The sequence below is a fragment of the Uliginosibacterium sp. TH139 genome (assembly GCF_002855595.1).
Taxonomy (GTDB): domain Bacteria; phylum Pseudomonadota; class Gammaproteobacteria; order Burkholderiales; family Rhodocyclaceae; genus Uliginosibacterium; species Uliginosibacterium aquaticum.
In genome coordinates this window covers 624815-643933 of the sequence record NZ_PKRR01000001.1, presented here as the reverse complement: position 1 = coordinate 643933, position 19119 = coordinate 624815, and the positions used below count along the sequence as shown (strand labels likewise).

Sequence of the window (19119 nt, the reverse complement as noted above, 5' to 3'; positions counted from 1 at the left end):
CCATGAGCTGCCCCTGCCAGAACCCTCCCGCTGCCGAAACCGGCAAGAAGGAAACCAAGCCCGAACGCTATGTCAGCTTTGTCGGCCTCGATTGCGACGCCAAAGCCGCCGAACTGATGCGCCATATCCGGCGCTACATCGACGACCCCGCGCACAGCAACGCCTTCTGGGAGTATTTCAAGAAGAAAGCCGAAGGCGGCAGCGGCCCGCGCCCGGACGACCTGTTCCTGGTCCACAGCAATCTGAACCAGATCCGCGAACTCTTCGAAGACAAGGCCGACCCCGAAGCCCTCGCCCTGCTCGACCGCATCGAACAGGAATGCTGCTGAGGCAGAAACGGAGCGGGTCAGCTTGCAGGGCAAATCCTGCGCGGCGCGGAATCCGGGCTACTCGCTGGCGTAGCTGGCGTAGGGCGGAGTGCCAACTCCGCCACTCCGATCAACGCATGCGGTGCGGTGTTCACCGCACCCTACGAGTCCTCCGTACGCGGTCGGGTTTAGCTTCGAACATCGACAAGCATTAATGCCCTGATCACATCGGCTACGACGTCTGTTGGTTTGTGTCTATCCCAGTAGGTCACGATGTTAAATATGCTTTCGATGCGCTCATCCCACTCTTTTTTATCGTTCTCGTTGAAATCGAAAAATAGCTCCGAAGAATTAAAACCTATCATGGCTGCTAGTAAGTCAGAGGCGGAAGGGGATTTTATGTTCTGGTAAAACATTGGAGACCCGATAACTTTTGTAATCTCTGAACCTGTAATTCGCCCCTGAGTCACTGAATAGGCCAAGTCAGGCCTAAAGCAAAATAAAAATACACCTAAAAATCGAAGATAACGATAGCCAATAATCAAGTCATCGGGAAAGCCGCGACCTTCTGTCAATGACTGATAGATGTTCAAATGCCGAACAAGCGACTCGACATCTCGCAGAGACAGGTCGTTAGACGAGATGAGTTTTGCAGCAAGTCCATCGCGCCATGAACTCCGGGGAACTTCTTTCGGAAGCTTTGATTTATCAAGTAAGTCGTCGAAGTGGTGCTGCGATGCAAGCGATATCCGACGATCACTCCTATTGGAGTCAGGTGAAAGCTTGAAGGTAAAACGTAAAAACTTTTCCAGATAACGCTGCGCATCAACCGCACCACCATAACAGTGATTGATAGAGGCTTTCAGTTGAGCTGTATTGGTTACTAAAACAAACTGCACGCCGCGTACATCGAAAACGTGCTTGATGTTTTCCAGCATGGACACCGCGAAGTCAGGCCGGCATCGATCTAGCTCGTCGACAAACAAAACGATTGGCTTTTCTGAAGCCAGCTCTTCCAATGCACTTTTAAGCGTCCGCAGGCTTTCTTCGGCCTTAACGTGATCTGCCAGCAAAGCTTGCACGGACTGGTTAATAGCCTCGTCACCTGCCGCCTTCAGGTCTTTATCAAAATCATCGGCAATATCAGCGGCATCCTGCTTGAGGACCCAGGACACTCCGGCCTTTAGTGCCGTCTTTATTCCAAAACGCACCACCGGCAGGGCCTTCTGAATCAAGCTGGGGCGATCTGCTTCCGGCATCAGGCTCAGAATCGCCGCGAACAATGTCATCAAAGGTTGGTCAGCGTGATCGGCCCGAAAAGCATCAACATAAACAGCTCGAAATGAGGCTTCCGTTTCGTTAGCGAGATGGATGAGCTTCTGACAGAACTCACTCTTCCCCGTCCCCCAGCCGCCATCAATTACCAACGGCGAAACGTCTGCTTCAGAGGTCAGCAAGCGGATCACCTTTTCTGCAATCGGGCGGCGCTGAAAATCGTCACGATTGTCGAAAGTCAGAGGGGAACTCTGGTCGGCCATGCACTAAATTCCTTTTCCGTTGATTGTTACCACTATCAGGAAGCAGGCCACCTTATTCAAAGTCACGTATCAGATAGGCGTACGCGACCAAGGCGTTAAACGGTGCGCAAGCCTGAGGCTTGCACACCCTACCAAGCCCTCACTCCATCAGCTTCTTCAGCACTTCCGCCTTCGCCGAATCGTAATCCGCCTGCGTGATCAGGTTCTGGTCGAGCATGGCCTTGAGCTTGGCGAGCTTGGCCGTGGGGTCTTCAGGCGCGGCAGCGGCAGGTTGAGCCACGCCAGCCATGGTCTGGGCCATGGTGCCCGCCATCATCTGGCCCATGCCGAGGCCCACGCCGACTCCGGCGCCCATGCCGGCGAGGCCGCCTTCGTTCTGCGCGGCGAGCGGGATGGCGTTGGCCATCTGGTACTGGGTGAACTTGCTCATGTCGCCCATCATGCCCATCGAGATGCGGGTATCGATGGCCTTCTGGAGCTCTTCAGGCAGGGAGACGTTTTCGACGGCGAAGTTGTCCAGCGCGAGGCCGTATTGGTCGAACACCGGCAGCATGCTTTCCTTGAGCTTGTCGGAGAGCAGCATCTGGTTGGCGGCCATGTCGAGGAAGGGTAGTTCGCTCGATCCGAACAGGCCGGTCATGTTGGCGACGACGAGGTTGCGCAGTTGCTGCTCGACGTCTTCCACCGTATAAATCTCGCGCGTACCGGAAAGCTCGGTGAAGAACTTTTTCGGATCGGCGAGCTTGTAGGAGTAGATGCCGAAGGCGCGCAGGCGCACCATGCCGAAATCCTTGTCGCGGATCGTGACCGGCTGCTGGGTGCCCCACTTGCGGCCGATCTGCAGGCGCGTGGAGAAGAAGTAGACATCGCTCTTGAAGGGGGATTCGAAGAGCTTGTCCCAGTTCTGCAGGTAGGTGAGCACCGGCAGGGTCTGGGTGGTGAGCTTGTAGAGGCCGGGGCCGAACACGTCGGCGATCTTGCCTTCATTCACGAACACAGCCATCTGCGATTCGCGCACGGTGAGCGCGGCGCCGTACTGGATTTCGAAATCCTGCATCGGGTAGCGCCAGGCGAGCACGCCGTCGCCGTCTTCGTTCCATTGCAGGACGTCGATGAACTGCTTCTTGATGAAATCGGTGAGGCCCATGGTGTTCTCCTGTGAGTCGCGTTTCGGGTCGTCATTCCCGCGCGGGCGGGCGTGACGGATTCAAGTCGTGCTGCGCGGGTGCCGCAGCGTAGTACGCCTGTTTGGTGTGCGCATCGAAACCGGCGGATTCATAGAAGGCCCGGGTGGCGGCATCCTGCCGGCTGGTCATCAGCATCACCTTGTAGCAACGAGCCTGCCAGGCCAACACCTTGGCGTGTTCAAGCAGGGCTTTGGCGTAGCCCTTGCGGCGCTGACTGGCGGTGGTAACGACGTTTTCGATCAGCGCATAGGGCCGCCCGCCACGCGTGAGGTTGGGCGTGATGGCGAGCGTGCAGCTCACGACCAGCGCCTCATCCACGAAACCGCCCAGCAGCTGCAGGCCGGTGGCCGCGCGCATCTGCTGCCAGATGGCTTCGACGTCATGGCGCGTGGGCAGCGGCGCGTCGGCCGGGTGCAGCTCGGCGTAGAGGCCCAGCAGGGCGTCGAGGTCGTGGTCGGCGAGGGGACGCAGGATCAGCGGGCTCATTTCAACGGACGCCAAGGAGGCGCAACGCAGCCAGAACCATTTTTTTCGACGGCTAGGACAAACAGGCGCCGCTGATGAGGCCGATGGACAGCGCCACCGCGCCGATCAGGGCGCCCATCGCGACGTTGTTGTCTTCGAGCGCGCGCTTCATTTCGGGTAGGGCGCGCTGCAGCAGCAGGAAGGCGACGAGCTGGATCAGCATAGCGGCAGCGGACCAGGCGAGGAACAGCAGGTAGTCCGGCAGGTGCAGCAGGCCGGAAGCCACGGTGAGCGAGAAGCCGATCAGGGTGCCGCCGAAGGACAGCGCCGGGGCTACACAGCCTTTGCGGATCAGGCTGATTTCGCAGTAAGGCGTGAGACGCAGATAGACCCACACGAAAGCGCCCACCAGCGCGAAGCCGGTGAAGAGATGCAACACATAGTTGCCGAGGGCCTGGATGAACATGTGCATTTCTCCGGCGGGGGTCTGGTTTCCCGCATAATTCCAGCCGGATATTGCCACCAAAACTGCGTTCCCCGCCATCCCGATGCCCCATCGCCTGCTGATCCTGTCGGTCTTCATCGTTGCCTCCTGCGGCCTTGCCTACGAACTGGTCGCCGCCGCGCTGGCGAGCTATCTGCTGGGCGATTCGGTGCTGCAGTTCTCGTCGATCATCGGCACCTATCTGTTTGCGATGGGCGTGGGCTCGCATCTGTCGAAATACATCAAGGATGAAGACCTGCTCGCGCGCTTCATCGATATCGAGCTGCTGGTGGGCCTGATCGGCGGCGTGTCGGCCACCCTGCTGTTCGTGATCTTCGCCTGGGTGGCCGCGCCCTTCCGCGTGGTGCTCTATGCGCTGGTCTTCGCGCTGGGCGTGCTGGTGGGCATGGAGATCCCGCTGGTGATGCGGGTGCTGAATGCACGCAAGGCGGAGTTCGCCGAGATCGTGAGCCGGGTGCTGACCTTTGATTACATGGGCGCACTGGTCGTTTCCCTGCTCTTCCCGATCGTGCTGGCGCCGCAACTGGGGCTAGCGCGCACCGCTTTTCTCTTCGGCATCGCCAATGCCGGCGTGGCGCTGGTGGCGGCACAGGCCTTCCGCGCCGAGTTGCGCCAGGCCACGGCGCTGCGCCTGCGCGCCAGCATCGTGCTGCTGGCGCTGATCGCCGGCTTCGTGGCAGCGGAAGCCGTGACGCGCTGGAGCGAGCGCGGCATCTACGGCGACCAGATCGTGCATGCCCAAACCACGCCCTACCAGCGCCTGATCGTGACGCAATGGAAGGACGACCTGCGCCTCTACATCAACGGCAACCTGCAGTTCTCCAGCCGCGACGAACACCGTTACCACGAGGCGCTGGTGCATCCGGCACTGGGCGCCCTGCCCGGCGCCCGGCGCGTGCTGGTACTGGGCGGCGGTGATGGCCTCGCAGTGCGCGAGCTGCTCAAGTATCCGGGGCTGGAAGCGATCACCCTGGTCGACCTCGATCCAGCCATGACCAAGCTGTTCTCCACCTCAGCTACGCTCACCGCGCTGAACCAGAATTCGCTAACCAATCCGCGCGTGCAGGTGATCAATGCCGATGCCGGCCAGTGGCTGGAAAGCGCGCCCGGCAACTTTGATGCCATCATCATCGACCTGCCGGACCCCTCCAGCTACGGCCTCGGCAAGCTCTATTCCGAGCCTTTCTACCGCCTGGTCAGCCGACACCTGAGCGACAGGGGCCTGCTGGTGGTGCAATCCACCTCGCCGTATTTCGCGCCGCACGCCTTCTGGTGTGTGGTGACCACGCTGGACGAAGCCGGCTTCCACACCTATCCGTATCAGGCCCATGTGCCGTCCTTCGGCGTGTGGGGCTTCGTGCTCGCCGACCGCCACGGTCGCTATCAGCCGCCCACGGCCTACAGCGTGCCGCTGCGCTGGCTGGACGCGGAGCAGACGGCGAGCATGTTCCGCTTCCCGGCCGACATCCCGCGCCCGGTCGTGGAGGCCAATCACCTCAACAACCAGGCACTGGTGCGCTACTTCGAGGAAGACTGGCGGCGGGTGATCCGCTGATCGCCGGAGCCCGAGCCATGCAGCGCCGCCACTTCCTGAAACTCGCCGCAGCCGCCAGCCTCACCGGCTGCGAGCTGCGCCTGCCCTGGCAAGGGCCGCCGGTGACGGTGCTGCGCCCCGGCATGGCCGCCGGCCACGCCTTGCGAGATGGCTTGCCAGCGCCCGATCCGGCGCGCGAACGCGAGGTGGAGGTGGCGATCCTCGGCAGCGGCGTGGCCGGGCTGTTCGCGGGCTGGCGCCTGGCACAGCAGGGTTATCGCAATTTCTGCGTGCTGGCCGGCCCGGAGCCGCAGGGCAATGCCGCCGGCAGCACACTCGGCGGCATCCCCTGTCCGCGTGGCGCGCATTACCTGCCGCTGCCCTCGCTCGAATCCACGCATGTGCGCGAATTGCTGGCGGCCTTCGGCGTGCTGCGTGGCAATCCGTCTTCCGCCCGCCCCGAGTTCGATGAAAACGTGCTGGTGCATGCGCCGGAGGAGCGCCTGTTCATCCACGGAGCGTGGCAGGAAGGTTTATTGCCACAGCATGGCCTGAGCGCCGAAGCGCTGGCGCAGATCGCGCACTTCACGGCACGCATGCAGGCCCTGCGCGAGGCGCGCGGAGCGGATGGGCGCCGCGCCTTCGTGATGCCGCTGGCCCTATCCTCACAAGACCCGGCCTGGCGCGCACTGGCCAAGGAAACATTCGCCAGCTGGCTCACGCGCGAGGGTTTTACCGCCGAGCCGCTGCGCTGGTACGTGAACTACTGCTGCCGCGACGACTATGGCGCGGGCATTGAACAGGTGTCGGCCTGGGCTGGCATCCACTACTTCGCCAGCCGGGGTGGCCATGCCGCCAACGGCGAGGACGGCGCGGTGCTGACCTGGCCGGACGGCCTCGCCACCCTGACCCGCCAGATGGGCGCCGCCATTGGCGCCGAGCGCCTGCTGCCGGGCATGGCCCTGCGTGTGACGCCGCACGGGGCGGGTGTCGAGGTGCTGTGCCTGAACGGGGCGGAAGCCTTCCGCCTGCGTGCCAAGCGCGTAGTGCTGGCGATGCCGCTGCATGTGGCGGCGCGTGTGCTGGATCTGGCCGAGTTCGGCTTCGACAAGGCACGCGATCTGCCGCAGAGCGCGTCCTGGCTGGTCAGCAATTTCCTGCTCGACGGTTTTCCGCGCGAGGTCAGCGAAGATCATCCGCTGGCCTGGGACAACCTGCGTTACGGTGGCGACACCCTGGGCTGGGTGGTGGCCACGCACCAGTGGATTCGCGCTGCCCGCCCGGCACAGACCGTGTTCAGCGCCTACCACGCTCTGCCGCCCGCCACGGGCCGGCTGTGGCTGCAGAACGCGCCGCAGGACGAATTGCTGGAGCTCGCCGGGCGTGATCTGCGCGCAACTTACGGGCGCGACTTCGAGCGGCGCATCCAGCAGGTGGAGCTCACGCTGCGCGGCCATGCCATGGCCATTCCGGCGCCGGGCTTCCTGCAGCGCCCTGGCATAGCGGCCCTGCGCGCGGCGGACCAGCGCATCCTGTTTGCGCATGCCGATCTCTCGGGTCTGTCAGTCTTCGAAGAAGCGGCTTGGTGGGGCGAGCAGGCCGCGCACAAAATTCTGACTTGACGCAGCAAAGAGTAGCCACGATGCTTTGAGGGCTGTTTTCTTTTTCCCCTAGGAGAGTTCCACATGGATAGCCGCCGCCGTTCCATCCTGTTCGCCGCCCCCGCTGTTGCCCTGGGCCTCTTGGCCTCGCGTGAAGCTGCCGCCCAGGCCAAGGTCACCGAAGACGATCCCACCGCCAAGGCGCTGGGCTACAAGGCTGATGGCAGCAAGGTCGATGCCGCCAAGTTCAAGACCTGGGCCAAGACCAACACCTGTGCCAACTGTAATTTCTACAAGTCTGCCAATGCCAACGAAGGCTCCTGTGTCGCGCTGGGCAACAAGCTGGTTTCGGCCAAGGGCTGGTGCTCGGCCTGGATCAAGAAGGCCTGATCCTCTTCTGCTCCGGACTGAACGGCCCGCCACATGCGGGCCGTTTGCATTTCCGCCCCTCCAGTCCGGTCCTCATTCCGGCTACTTGACGCGCGATAAGGCAGACTGGCGGCACGCTTGCCGACAATGCCAGCATCCCCAGAAGAAACCGGAGCCGCCATGGCCGTCATCCCCCTCACCGAACCCCGCCGCAAGCCCGCCGCCCCGCCGCGCGGCTGTGCCGTTTTTGCGCTGGGCTTTCGCCCCTTCTACCTGCTCGCGGCGATCCTCGCCGTACTCTTCGTACCGCTGTGGGTGCTGCAGCTGGCCGGCGTGGGTGGCCTCAATCCGGCCCTGCCAGTGCTGCTGTGGCACGGCCACGAGATGGTGTTCGGCTTCGCCTGCGCGGTGATCGTGGGCTTCCTGTTTACCGCCGGCAAGAACTGGACCGGTCTGGCCACGCCCACCGGCTGGCCGCTGGGCGCCCTGGCCGGCTTGTGGCTGGCCGGGCGCATCGCCCTGCTGCTGGCGCCCCCGATGGCCGCCGCCGTGATCGATCTGGCCTTCCTGCCATTGGCGGGCATCGCCCTGGCGCGCGTACTGATCCGCGCCGGCAGCCGGCGCAATTACTTTGCCTTGCTGATCCTCGCCGCGCTGACCCTCGCCAATGCCCTCAGCCACGCCGGTGCACACGGCTGGCTGGCAGTTTCGCCCCTGCTCGGCCTGCATCTGGCGATTGCCCTGATCGCCACGCTGTGCACCGTGATCGCCGGGCGCATCGTGCCGAGCTTCACCGCCAATGCGCTCAAGACGGTGCCCTGGAAGCATGCCTGGGCGGACCGCATCGCGATTACTGCCACCGTCGCCAGCCTGCTGGCCTGGGCCGTATCCGCCCCGGCCGCGGTGCTGACGCCGCTGGCGCTCATCGCCGCCTTGGCCCAGGCGGTGCGTTGCTGGGGCTGGCGCCCGGGCCCGACCTTGCGCGTGCCGCTGCTGTGGAGTCTGCATCTGGCGCATGGCTGGCTGATCGTAGCCTTGCTGCTGCTGGCTGCCGGCCAGCTTACGGCCGCAGTACACGTGCTGACCGTAGGCCTGATCGCTGGCCTGATCCTGGGCATGATCACGCGCACCGCGCTGGGCCATACCGGCCGCCTGCTCAAGGCCGGCCGCCTCGAAACCAGCTGCTACGTGCTGCTCCAGCTGGCCCTGCTGGCACGCGTGTTGCCGGCGCTGCTGTGGCCGGCCGCTTACATGCCGGGCCTGCATCTGTCGGCCACCCTGTGGGCGGCATGTTTCGCACTGTATCTGTGGAAGTACGCGCCGATGCTGTGGCATCCGCGGGTGGACGGGCAGGAGGGCTGAAGTCATCAGGCTCTGGCTCGGCTTCAGCCACCAGGGCCCGGCAGGAGGTACGGCGCGCGGCTGAAACCGCTGCGACGGGTATTCAGGCAGCGACCTGCGGTGTTGCCTCGATCTCGCCGGCTTCAACGCGCTCAAGGCGATAGCCGAAGTTGTAGGTCGGCACCAGGCGGTAGCCATTCTCGGGGCGCAGTTGCAGCTTGCCGCGCACGCGTGAGACATGGGTATCCACCGTGCGGGTCGCCAGATCCGGATTGCGCCCCCACACGGCTTCGAGCAGATGGCCGCGCGAGAGCAGGCGGCCAAGATTGCGGAACAGGAACAGGGCCAGATCGAACTCCTTTTCGGTGAGCTCGACTTCCACCCCCTGCAGGCGGATCCGCTTCTGGGCGGTATCGATGGTGTAGGGCGAGAGCTCCAGCACTTCACCGGCCACTCGCGGTTTGCTCCGCCGCAGCACAGCTTCGATGCGCGACATCAGCACGCGCTGGCTGATCGGCTTGACCATGAAGTCATCCGCCCCGGCAGACAGGCCGGTCACGATGTCATCCTCGGTGTCACGGGCGGTGATGAAGATCGCAGGGGTGTTGTCATGGCGTTCTTCGCGCAGCCAGCGCAGGAATTCCTCACCGGAGATGTCCGGCATCATCCAGTCGAGCAGGTAGAGGTCCACGCTTTCGCGGCTACAGAAGCGCTGCAGTTCGCGGGTCAGCGCAAATTCATGCACGTCATGGCCGGCACCGCGCAACAGCGAGGCAACCAGGGTGGATTGAGTAAGGTTGTCTTCCAATACGACGATGCGCATGGCGTGCTCCAGACGTGAAATTTTGTTTCTTCGTCTGTGCTTTCACGGCATGAAGCTCTCCGAACTTGAGTGCCCTCAGGGCAGATCCTGATGGGTCTGCGGCAATTCGAGGATGAAGCGGCAGCCGCCGTCGGCCGGGAACTCGGCGCTCACCCGGCCACCATGGCGGGTGGCCACGGTACGCACCATCAGCAGGCCGAGGCCAGAGCCGGGCAGGCCGCGCCGCACTGCATCCGGCAGGCGGGCGAAACGCTCGAAGAGGCGGCCACGCTGCGCCTCGGGGATGCCCGGGCCATGGTCGCGCACGGCCAGCAGCCAATGGGCGCCCTCTGCCCGCAGACTGATCTCCACCGTGCGCTCGGGGCCGCCGTACTTGATGGCATTCGAGAGCAGGTTGGCGACTGCCCGATAGAGCAGCTCATGATGGCCGCGAACCAAGGCTTCGGCATCACCGCCGGCATCCACCTGGAACGTCACCCGCGCCGCGCGCGCCTGGCTCCAGCACAGCTCGCAGGCATCCACGATCACGGTCTGCAGGTCTGTCAGCTCGAAGCTTCCCTCGCTCACGGCTTCAGCCCGGCTCAAGCGGAAGAGCTCGTCAATGAGGTTCAGCGCGCGTTCAGAGATACCTCGGATCGCAGGCAGCGGCTCGAAATTGTCCGGCGGCGTGTCGATCAGGCTGAGGATCGAGGCCAGCGGCGCGCGCAGATCGTGGGTCACGAAACGCAGGGTGTCTTCCCGGGCCTGGCGAGCTTCTTCGACATGACTCAGATCGGCCAGGCCCAGCACCCAGCCCTCTCCCAGAGCGGCCAGACGCAGCAGCAAGGGGCGACCAGCGCCGCTCTGCAGCTCGGCTTCCAGCGGCTCGGCTGGACGGGCTGGCAAGCCCGCCTGCGGCTGCAAGCTGGCAGGCCAGCGCAACTGACGCAGAGCCATCGTCAGGTCTGCCCCGGCGGGCAGGTCGAGCAGGCTGTACGCGGCGGGATTGGCCAGCCGCAGGCTGCCATCGCCATGCAAGGCGATCACGCCGACCGGCAGATGGGCAATCACCGCCTCGACCAGGGCATGCGCCTCGCGCCCCAGCGCTGCCGCCGAGCGCAGCAGGGTCAGGCGCTGCTGGAAGGGATCCGGACCGCTTTCGGGAGGCAGCAGGCTGTCGCGCTGCAAGGCCTGCAGCTCGCCATCCATATAGCGCTGCGTGGCTTCGAGGCGCCGCCAGCTCCACAGGGGGTAGGCCAGCAGGCAGATCAGCAGGGCCGCTCCCGGTGCCAGCCAGAAGCCCAGATGGCGCAGACCCAGCCAGCTCGCAAGCAGCACGCCAAGCAGCATCGCCAGTGTCCATAACAAACCGCTGCGCGCGCTGCTGCGGCGCAAGCCCAGCATCAGGCCCAGGCTCACGCACAATGCAAAAGCGGCGTTGAGCCAGGGCGGCATCAGCGCAATGCCACTGCCCGCGCGCAGCGCAGCGAGCACATTGGCATGCACCTCCACGCCGGGCATCGGGCGGCTGAAGCCCGAGCCAGGCACCGGCACGGAATCGGTAAGGCCCGGTGCAGTGGCGCCAACCAGCACCAGCTTGTCGCGCAGGCGCTCCGCCGGCACCCGCCCGGCGATCACGTCGGCATAGGAAACTCGCGCAAAGCTGCCGGGTGGCCCGGCAAAGGGGATCCGCAACCAGCCACTGCGGCGCCAGCCCGGGCCCGGATTGAGCGGCGCCGGTTGCGCCTCGCCACGCGCCAGACGATCAAGCGCCAAGGCCAGCTGGGGATGCGCGGCCCGCTGCCAGCCTTCCTGCAGATACACGCTGCGCGCCAGGCCATCCGGATCGAATTCCATCTGGATATGGCCGAGGGCCGCTGCTGCCGCGCGTAAGGCCGGGGCCGGCAGGTTTTCGCCGACGATGAGTTCGTCTTGCTCAAGCTGGAGAACCGGCAGCACCACCCGGGCATGGCGGCGCAAGGCTGCGGCAAGCTGCACATCCTCGGCAGCGGCCTCGCTGAAGATGATGTCCAGCGCCACTGCCGTGGCGCCTGCCGCGCTCAGCCGGTCGACGAGCGTCGCATGCAGGCTGCGCGGCCAAGGCCAGCGCCCAAGCTCGGCAAGGCTGGCGTCATCGATGGCGACGATCACGATCTGCTGATCTGCCGGATGCTCAGCACGGCTCAGGGCGATGTCATGCAATTGCAGATCGAAGCGCCACAACCAGCCCTGCAGCGCGCATGCCAGGGCCAGCAGCGCCAGCACGCCGCTGACCAGCGCCCATTCAAGCCGGATGCGCTGTGCCGGCTGCACGCTCAATCACTCACAGGGCCAACAGGAGCAGCACGGGCACGCCGAGCAGCCACCAGGGCCGGTAAGCCTCGATCTCAAACTGCTGCGGGCTGCTCCACTGGCCGACAAAACCATCCGGATCGGTGGCCCGCACACGGACGAACCATTGCCCGGGTTCGGGCTTGGGCAGGACCAGACGCGCCTCCTGCGTCTCGCGGCGGGTATGGATCTGGCTAAAAGCCAGATCCTGGGCCATCTCGACTTCAAAGCACTGACCCGGCTCGGCCGGCCAGGCCAGCACCAGCTCCTCGTCACTGATGGCTGGTGCGGCAGGTGGATCCTGTAGGGCCTTGAGGGTGAAGGACACCACATCGCTCCACGGGCCGCGATCGCCATCCGCCCGCACCGAGCCCAGGCGCCATTGATACTCGCCGGGCGGCAGCGCCACATTGATGCTGCTGCCGCTCAGATCCTCACGTGCATACACCGGTGTTTCGAAACCGGCCGGGCCGGCGACCTGCAGGCGGTAGCGTGCCGCCTCCGGATTGCGCGTCCAGCTGAATTCGACACGCTCTGCCTGGATGATGTTGCCGGAACGCTCACCACTCACGAAGGGTGGCTCAGGCCGCGCCTTAAGGCGGAAAGCGGTTTCGCTGTGCTGCCCCTCCAGTCCGCTGGCGCTCACGGCGCGCAGACGTAAACGGTAATCGCCATCGGGCAGATCGGCCAAGCGCGCCTCGCCTCCGCTCACCAGTTGCTCTGCCGCTGGCAAAGCAAAACCAGCCGGGCCCGCCACGATCACGCGGTGCGCTGCGGCCCCCGCCGTTTCAGGCAGCGGAATGCGCAGCAGGGGGCGCTCAAAGAGCGCTGGAATGGCGGCCGTAGCGGGCGCCGGCAAGAGGGTTTCGGTGTGCACGCCGCGCGCATCCACCACCGCACCTTCTCCGGCCTCAATACGCTGCTGCTGATTGGCCGCCACCGCACCCTCGGTAACTTCCACACGCGCTGCCGTGCCATCGTAGCCAGCACGGAATTCGGTGCCGCGCACACCGATCACGGCCGTTGGAGTGCGGATTTCGTAGCGTGCCGCCGGACCACGTTGCGGCTGCACCTTGGTTTCGATGCGCCCGCGGCTCACCTCCAGCCTGCTCTGCTGCACCTCGGTGCCGCGCAAGCGCTGCAAGAGCTCGATGCGGGTGCGGCTGTCCGGCTGCACGATGCAGCGCGAGCCATCCGGCAGCACCAGCACGGCATAGGCGCCGGGTCCGGTGCTGATCACTTCATTCACGGCCAACTGGGCGCCTGCCACCAACAGCCCCTTGCTGCCACGCACCTCGCCCAGCACCGATTCGACGCGCGCCTGCTGCGGCTCACTGCGCAGCAGGGCGTAAGGGATGCGCAGGGTGCTGCCCGGCTTCAGGCGCTGCGGGTCGGCAATGCCATTGAGCTCCTGCAGGCGTGGCCACTGCGCCGGGCGGGCGAGCAGGCGCTGGCTGATATTGATCAGGGTGTCGTGTTCGGCAATCTGCAGCTCAAGCGTCTCGCCGGCGGGGGCCGCCAGCGCCGACAGAGGCAGGAAACTGGCGGCCAGCAGCAGGCGGCGCAGGAATGTGTGGCGAAGTGTCATCGGGAAGCTCGGCAAACGGGGCGGGAATTGCACGCGAGGGGGCGGCTCGGGCACACTCGGAGTATGCCACTGGGCACAAATAGCAACTGATAAACACTTCACAGGGAGCAGGAAATGAGCTTTTTCAGCGAATTCAGAGAGTTCGCCCTCAAGGGGAACGTGGTCGATCTGGCGGTCGGTGTGATCATCGGCGGGGCCTTCGGCAAGATCGTCGATTCGATGGTGGGCGATGTGTTCATGCCGATCGTGGGCGCTGTGGTCGGCAAGATCGATTTCTCGAATCTGTTTCTCGTGCTGGGCACCGTACCGGCGGGTGTGGAGAACAATCTCGCCGCGCTGAAGAAGGCCGGTATTCCGGTGCTGGCCTACGGCAACTTCATCACCATCGCGATCAACTTCGCGATCCTGGCCTTCGTGATCTTCATCATGATCAAGCAGATCAACCGCCTCAAGCGCGAAGCGCCCGCCGCCCCGGCCGAAGCGCCCGCCACGCCGGAAGACGTGCTGCTGCTGCGCGAGATCCGTGACGCGCTGAAAAAGTAAGCACCGCGCACCGCGCTTCATCAGGGCGGCCGCTGGCCGCCCTTTTTCATTCCCGCCTCAGCAGGCCTTGTTGCCCTGGGCCGCGCACAGCCTGGCGCGGGCCGCCTCCATCGAGCCCAGATCGATGAGCTTGCGATAACCCAGGCTAGCGAGGGTTTGCGCGGCGAGGGCGGAGCGCCGCCCAGAGCGGCAGTAGAGCTGCACTTCGTCGTCCTTGCTGACGCCCGCCATGCCAATGCGCTGGCCGATCAGCTGATGATCAATGTTCAGCGCCCCCTCCAGATGGCCCGCGGCATATTCCTCCGGCGTACGCACATCGATCAGCACCGTTTTCGCACTGGCCAGCCCACCAGTCAGAACCAGCAGGGCCACAAGGCACAGCTTCTTCAGCATTTCGGTCTCCTTAGAGTCTGATCCACATCAACGCCGAGATTCTCGCCGCCAAACAATAATTGGCTTTTGCCAATAATCAAGCTTCGATGGCTCGCCCCCCCAAGCAGCGCTGCATCCGATGTGCGCCGGTTTCAGACTACTTCAAGCCACGCGGCGTGCCCTTGCACGCGCTGGACGAAATCGCTCTGGAGCTCGACGAGCTGGAGGCCTTGCGCCTGGCGGACCTGGACGGCCATTACCAGACCGAGGTCGCGCTGCGCATGGGCGTCTCGCGCCAGACCATCGGCAACATCCTCGCCCGCGCCCGTCACAAGATTGCCGATGCCCTGCTCAACGGCAAGGCCCTGCGAATCTCATCCACACAGCAGGGCGAGGCTCAACGCCCTCCTCACCCGCCCACGGGAGAGGATCTGGTGGAGAGGGCCGCAATCACGGGGCCGTCTCCTGTCGATTTAACCCAAGTACTGAAGGCAATGCCATGAAACTCTGCATCCCCGTCGCCAGCCCGGAAGGGCTCTCCAGCGCCCTGCACGCCGACTTCGGCGCCGCCCAGCATCTCGTGATCGTGGATGGCGAAGCCGTTCATGTGCTCGACCGGGCTCAGCCCGAATCGATCAGCGAGGAGCTGGTCAGTGGCATCCAGGGCATCCTGTGCAGTGAAATCCATCCGCGCCTGCTCTTCGAGCTGCAGCGCAACGGTATCCAGGTGTATGGCTGCGAAGCGGCCACCGCGGCCGAAGCTCTCGCCCAGTTCCAGGCTGGTGAGCTGGAAGCCGCACCACCCTTCGATCCGCATGCCGAACAAGCGGGCGGAGGCTGTGGCGGTCACGCTCACGGAGACGATCACGAATGCTGCGGTGGCAAAGGCCATGACAACCCCGACCATGAGTGCTGCGGTGGCAAGGGGCACGCACATGAAGGGGGTGGCTGCGGCGGCCATGGCGGCAACAAGAGTGGGGGCTGCGGCTGCGGGCACTGAGCGACGGGCCGAGGCTGGGCGACCTGTGGACGCCCTGTCAGCCCCAGCGAAGGCTGAAGCGTTACACTTGCGCTGCCTTCATCGGAACGCCTCCATGCCCCGCCTGCATCCCGCCGCCCTGCCCCTGCTCTTCGTCTGCCTCCTTGCCGGCTGCTCCACGCTGAGCGAAGACGAGTGCCGGCAGGGAGACTGGGAACGCGTCGGCTATCGTGACGGCCAGAACGGCCAGGCGCCCGAGCGCATCTCTACGCACCGCAAATCCTGCAGCGTGTACCGCCTGGAGCCGGACGAGACGGCTTGGCGTCTTGGGCGCGAGCGCGGCCTGAATTTCTACTGCACGCCGGCCAACGGCCTCTCCGCCGGCCGACGTGGAGAGCGCTATGCCGGGGTATGCCCGGAGCGCACCGAAGCAGCTTTCCTGCGCGGTTTTGAAGCCGGGCGTGAGATTCACCTCGCCCGCGAGCACATCGACTATCTGGAGCAGGAACAGCGCAGCATCGAAGTTCGCATGCCAGGCGCTCGCAACGAAGAAGAGTTGCGCCAGTATTCAAATCAGCTGACCCGGCTACGCCTGGAACGCGAGCTCGCCGGGCGCGAACTGCGCCTGTCCGAGCAGCGTGCCGAGCGCCTGCGCTGGTAAGTCACGGGAGAGGTCATGAGCATCAGTCGCAAACCGATCAACCGTGGCGGCATCAAATCCGCCGGCTATGATCGCGCCAGCCGCGTGCTTGAGATTGAATTCTCAAGCGGCAAGGTGCTCCAGCACACCAATGTGGGCGACGAGATCGCCCAGCGCTTCCTCGCCAGCAGCTCACCGATGGGCTACTACCAGGACAAGATCGAGGAAGAGTACCCGACCCGACGCTAAGCCCCCCGATCAGGCGTGTTCCGGAACCTTCTGCTGCGGATGCCCCGGCTCGTATTCATACTTGGGCAGGATCGGGTTCATGCTGTCCCAGCACTGAGCGCTGTGGGTCCACAGATCTGCAGCGGGACGGAACAGGGTCGGATCGTCCAGGCTGCCCGCCTTGAGGGCGATGTAACCGGGCAATGCCGCGCTTGACATGAACAAGGGCGAACCGCACTCCGCGCAGAAACCTCGCCGCACCGTGTTGCCGCTATCCGCCACCGACACGAAATACTTCGGCACGCCCTGCCTCAGGCAGAAGTGATCGGCCTGCACCACCACCAGCGGCGCAAAAGCCCCGCCACTGCTGCGCTGACAATCCCGACAATGACAGTTGAGCATCACAACCGGCTTCGCCTCGCATTCATAACGAATTGCTCCGCAAGCACAACCTCCTGTCAGTACGACAGTCATGATCGCCTCCCGAGGATGCCTGGATGATTTGACTATAGGCCGCTGCGCATGGCGATCCTGCCAGCCTGCCCCTAGGCGCGCCAGATGCAACAAAATGTTTCGAAGCGCTAGCGCCCGCCCCGCCGGAAGCGCTCTCCAGCAAGGCCGCAGGGGCTTGGGGCCACTCGGACGACGCTTACATTTGCTTGCAAGCACGCGTCAGCCGGTGCGGCAGGGCTTCGTTAATCTGCACAGACGGCAGGCCGCCGCCTTCAGACTCAGGAGATCATCATGCAAGCCCGTTCCCTGCTCATCCCACTCGCCCTGCTGCTCAGCACAGCCAGCAGCTTTGCAGCCAGCACTCCGCGCACCCCCGAAATCCGCCAGGACCGTCGCGAAGTCCGCTCCGACAAACAGGCCGTGCATGCCGATCACCGCGAGTTGCGCCACGAGCGCCGCAGCGGAGATCTGAGTGGCGTACGGGCCGAACGGCATGATCTGCACACGGATCGCCGCGACCTGCATCAGGACAAGCGCGATTTGCGTCGTGATCGCCGCGCTGCCGGTGCGCCGGGCTAAGCCCAACACGCATGAAAAAGGCCGACCCGTGGGTCGGCCTTTCTGTATCCGGAAACAGCCAGGATTACTTTTCCGACAGCGCTTCCACGCCAGGCAGAGCCTTGCCTTCGAGGAATTCCAACGAAGCGCCGCCACCGGTGGAGACGTGCGAGACCTGATCTTCCAGGCCAGCCTTCTCAACCGCTGCCACGGAGTCGCCACCACCGACGATGGTGATCGCGCCCTTGGCAGTGGCTTCGGTCAGCGCGTTGGCCACGGCGTAGGTGCCGACAGCGGAAGCGTCGATTTCGAACACGCCCATCGGGCCGTTCCACAGCACGGTCTTCGCGCCACGAATGATGTCTGCATACAGCGCAGCGCTCTTCGAGCCGATGTCCACGCCTTCCTGATCCGAAGGAATCGCGGTGGAGGCGACTTCAACCAGACCATCCAGCGTACGGGCGCCGAAGTCCAGACGCTTGGTGACCATGGTGTCGATCGGCAGCACCAGCTTGTCGCCAGCCTTGGCCATCAGGCTCTTGGCGAGTTCGACCTTGTCGTTTTCGCACAGCGAGTTACCGACTTCATAGCCTTGGGCCTTGAGGAAGGTGAAGGCCATGCCGCCACCGATCAGCAGCTTGTCGACCTTGGGCAGCAGGGCTTCGATCACGTCGATCTTGCCGGAGATCTTGGAGCCGCCGATGATCGCCACGAGCGGACGCACCGGCTTGTTCACGGCTTCGCCAAGGAAATCGAGTTCTTTCTTCAGCAGCAGGCCGGAAGCGCGCGGCAGGTTGATGCCGACCACCGAGCTGTGGGCGCGGTGAGCGGTGCCGAAAGCGTCCAGCACGAACACGTCGCCGTTGCGCGAGAGTGCTGAGCGGAAGGCTTCAACAGCTTCCGGCGTGGCCTTGGTGACGTTGCCTTCCTTGTCCTTGACCTTGCCTTCTTCTTCGAGGTGGTAGCGCACGTTTTCGAGCAGCACCACTTCGCCCGCGGCGAGCTTGCTGGTCACGGCTTCGACTTCAGCACCGACGCAGTCCGACAGGAACTTCACCGGCTTGCCCAGCAGCTTTTCCAGACGCTCAGCAACCGGGGCCAGCGTGCACTTGGCGACAACCTTGCCATCCGGGCGGCCGAGGTGTGACATCAGGACGACGGAAGCGCCCTTGTCCAGCGCGTACTTGATGGTCGGGATGGCGGCGCGGATGCGCTTGTCGCTCTCGACGACGCCGTTATTCACCGGCACGTTGAAGTCCACGCGCATCAGTACGCGCTTGCCGGCCAGGTCCAGATCTTCGATGAACAGCTTGGTCATGTATTTGTCCTTGGTTTGTAAGGATTTTCAGGGGAATCAGTTCGGCATTCTACAAACAAACCCAGCGAAAGGCAGCGGAACAGGGATTGCTTTGGACCTCCTCCTGCAAGAACCTGCGTTTTGTCAAATTCTGTGGGTCGGGTTGTTACCTGAGCACCCGTGATTTACCTTGATTAGAGCTAAGTCCGACAAAGGCACACCCGTCGAAAGACGGGGTCGCAAAGTTTCCGGTCTAAGGGGCAACCTACGACAGCGGGACCGCCAGAACACAGCCCATCACAGGGCTGCGCCCTGCCGTTCATGCTTGCTCCCTCCGGATTGATCAGTCATTCAGGAGACCTGCATGAGTGCGCCGCAAAACAAAAGTCACCAACCCCGCCGTAACGGTGTCCTCCTGCTGACACTGATTCTTCCGGCAGGCCTTGCTCAAGCGGCAACCTATGCACCCTGGCTCAGGCA

The 19119-nt window shown here is 64.1% G+C and carries 21 protein-coding genes and 1 riboswitch; of the genes, 11 read left to right on the top strand and 10 right to left on the bottom strand.

The annotated features are described in order from the left end of the window. Positions 1–2: 2 nt before the first annotated feature. Complete coding sequence (gene cowN, locus C0V76_RS02995) at positions 3–329, top strand: N(2)-fixation sustaining protein CowN (protein ID WP_101940853.1); 327 nt, start codon at positions 3–5, stop codon at positions 327–329. A gap of 167 nt (positions 330–496) precedes the next feature. Here cowN and C0V76_RS02990 read toward each other — a convergent pair whose 3' ends face one another. The 4 genes from C0V76_RS02990 to C0V76_RS02975 all read right to left on the bottom strand — a co-directional run bounded on the left by C0V76_RS02990 (position 497) and on the right by C0V76_RS02975 (position 3964). After that, positions 497–1846 (bottom strand): KAP family NTPase, encoded by a 1350-nt coding sequence (locus C0V76_RS02990; RefSeq protein WP_101940852.1) that lies wholly within the window; start codon positions 1844–1846, stop codon positions 497–499. A gap of 139 nt (positions 1847–1985) precedes the next feature. After that, the gene (locus C0V76_RS02985) at positions 1986–2993 is read right to left on the bottom strand and encodes an SPFH domain-containing protein (RefSeq protein WP_101940851.1); all 1008 of its coding nucleotides are present in this window, start codon (positions 2991–2993) and stop codon (positions 1986–1988) included. 31 nt (positions 2994–3024) lie between these two features. After that, entirely contained in the window at positions 3025–3519 is a 495-nt protein-coding gene (locus tag C0V76_RS02980) for a GNAT family N-acetyltransferase (RefSeq protein WP_101940850.1), read from the bottom strand. Positions 3520–3571: 52 nt separating this feature from the next. Next, on the bottom strand, positions 3572–3964 hold the full coding sequence (locus tag C0V76_RS02975) for a DUF350 domain-containing protein (RefSeq protein WP_216821632.1): 393 nt from the start codon (positions 3962–3964) through the stop codon (positions 3572–3574). 82 nt (positions 3965–4046) lie between these two features. On the opposite strand from C0V76_RS02975, the gene C0V76_RS02970 reads away from it, so the two are divergent. The 4 genes from C0V76_RS02970 (at position 4047) to C0V76_RS02955 (ending at position 8869) form a co-directional block, all read left to right on the top strand. Beyond that, on the top strand, positions 4047–5558 hold the full coding sequence (locus tag C0V76_RS02970) for a polyamine aminopropyltransferase (RefSeq protein ID WP_101940848.1): 1512 nt from the start codon (positions 4047–4049) through the stop codon (positions 5556–5558). Between the two features lie 17 nt (positions 5559–5575). Beyond that, the gene (locus C0V76_RS02965) at positions 5576–7159 is read left to right on the top strand and encodes an FAD-dependent oxidoreductase (RefSeq protein WP_101940847.1); all 1584 of its coding nucleotides are present in this window, start codon (positions 5576–5578) and stop codon (positions 7157–7159) included. A 63-nt stretch (positions 7160–7222) separates the two neighbouring features. Further along, the gene (locus C0V76_RS02960) at positions 7223–7528 is read left to right on the top strand and encodes a high-potential iron-sulfur protein (protein ID WP_101940846.1); all 306 of its coding nucleotides are present in this window, start codon (positions 7223–7225) and stop codon (positions 7526–7528) included. A gap of 159 nt (positions 7529–7687) precedes the next feature. Continuing rightward, the gene (locus C0V76_RS02955; protein WP_101940845.1) at positions 7688–8869 is read left to right on the top strand and encodes an NnrS family protein; all 1182 of its coding nucleotides are present in this window, start codon (positions 7688–7690) and stop codon (positions 8867–8869) included. Between the two features lie 82 nt (positions 8870–8951). Here C0V76_RS02955 and C0V76_RS02950 read toward each other — a convergent pair whose 3' ends face one another. The 3 genes from C0V76_RS02950 to C0V76_RS02940 form a co-directional block, all read right to left on the bottom strand. Further along, positions 8952–9671, bottom strand: coding sequence for a response regulator transcription factor (locus tag C0V76_RS02950; protein ID WP_101940844.1), 720 nt, complete (start codon positions 9669–9671; stop codon positions 8952–8954). A gap of 75 nt (positions 9672–9746) precedes the next feature. Next, positions 9747–11963 (bottom strand): CHASE2 domain-containing protein, encoded by a 2217-nt coding sequence (locus C0V76_RS02945; protein WP_158239122.1) that lies wholly within the window; start codon positions 11961–11963, stop codon positions 9747–9749. 10 nt (positions 11964–11973) lie between these two features. Further along, on the bottom strand, positions 11974–13569 hold the full coding sequence (locus C0V76_RS02940; RefSeq protein ID WP_101940842.1) for a FecR domain-containing protein: 1596 nt from the start codon (positions 13567–13569) through the stop codon (positions 11974–11976). Between the two features lie 114 nt (positions 13570–13683). On the opposite strand from C0V76_RS02940, the gene mscL reads away from it, so the two are divergent. After that, entirely contained in the window at positions 13684–14112 is a 429-nt protein-coding gene (mscL, locus tag C0V76_RS02935; RefSeq protein WP_101940841.1) for a large conductance mechanosensitive channel protein MscL, read from the top strand. 57 nt (positions 14113–14169) lie between these two features. Here mscL and C0V76_RS02930 read toward each other — a convergent pair whose 3' ends face one another. Then, positions 14170–14505, bottom strand: coding sequence for a rhodanese-like domain-containing protein (locus tag C0V76_RS02930; protein WP_101940840.1), 336 nt, complete (start codon positions 14503–14505; stop codon positions 14170–14172). Between the two features lie 86 nt (positions 14506–14591). Here C0V76_RS02930 and C0V76_RS02925 point away from each other — a divergent pair, with 86 nt between their 5' ends. The 4 genes from C0V76_RS02925 to C0V76_RS02910 all read left to right on the top strand — a co-directional run bounded on the left by C0V76_RS02925 (position 14592) and on the right by C0V76_RS02910 (position 16352). Next, positions 14592–14987 carry a DUF134 domain-containing protein gene (locus C0V76_RS02925; RefSeq protein ID WP_101940839.1) on the top strand — a complete coding sequence of 132 codons (396 nt, stop codon included), beginning with the start codon at positions 14592–14594 and terminating at the stop codon, positions 14985–14987. After that, on the top strand, positions 14984–15484 hold the full coding sequence (locus tag C0V76_RS20065; RefSeq protein WP_216821631.1) for a hypothetical protein: 501 nt from the start codon (positions 14984–14986) through the stop codon (positions 15482–15484). The genes C0V76_RS02925 and C0V76_RS20065 overlap by 4 nt, the downstream gene beginning before the upstream one ends. Before the next feature lie 94 nt (positions 15485–15578). Next, entirely contained in the window at positions 15579–16124 is a 546-nt protein-coding gene (locus C0V76_RS02915; RefSeq protein WP_158239121.1) for a DUF2799 domain-containing protein, read from the top strand. A 15-nt stretch (positions 16125–16139) separates the two neighbouring features. Continuing rightward, entirely contained in the window at positions 16140–16352 is a 213-nt protein-coding gene (locus C0V76_RS02910) for a KTSC domain-containing protein (RefSeq protein ID WP_101940837.1), read from the top strand. A 9-nt stretch (positions 16353–16361) separates the two neighbouring features. Here the strand turns inward: C0V76_RS02910 and C0V76_RS02905 are convergent, their stop codons facing one another. Next, positions 16362–16733: a GFA family protein gene (locus tag C0V76_RS02905; protein ID WP_216821630.1), complete on the bottom strand. Its 372-nt coding sequence runs from the start codon at positions 16731–16733 to the stop codon at positions 16362–16364. Positions 16734–17075: 342 nt separating this feature from the next. Between C0V76_RS02905 and C0V76_RS02900 the strand changes: the two genes are divergently transcribed. Further along, on the top strand, positions 17076–17363 hold the full coding sequence (locus tag C0V76_RS02900) for a hypothetical protein (protein ID WP_101940835.1): 288 nt from the start codon (positions 17076–17078) through the stop codon (positions 17361–17363). Between the two features lie 64 nt (positions 17364–17427). On the opposite strand, the gene pgk is transcribed toward C0V76_RS02900, so the two are convergent. Further along, a complete protein-coding gene (gene pgk, locus C0V76_RS02895; RefSeq protein WP_101940834.1) occupies positions 17428–18660 on the bottom strand; it encodes a phosphoglycerate kinase in 1233 nt (410 codons plus the stop codon). A 183-nt stretch (positions 18661–18843) separates the two neighbouring features. Continuing rightward, a riboswitch (cyclic di-GMP riboswitch) is annotated at positions 18844–18926 on the top strand. The last annotated feature ends 193 nt before the right edge of the window (positions 18927–19119 follow it).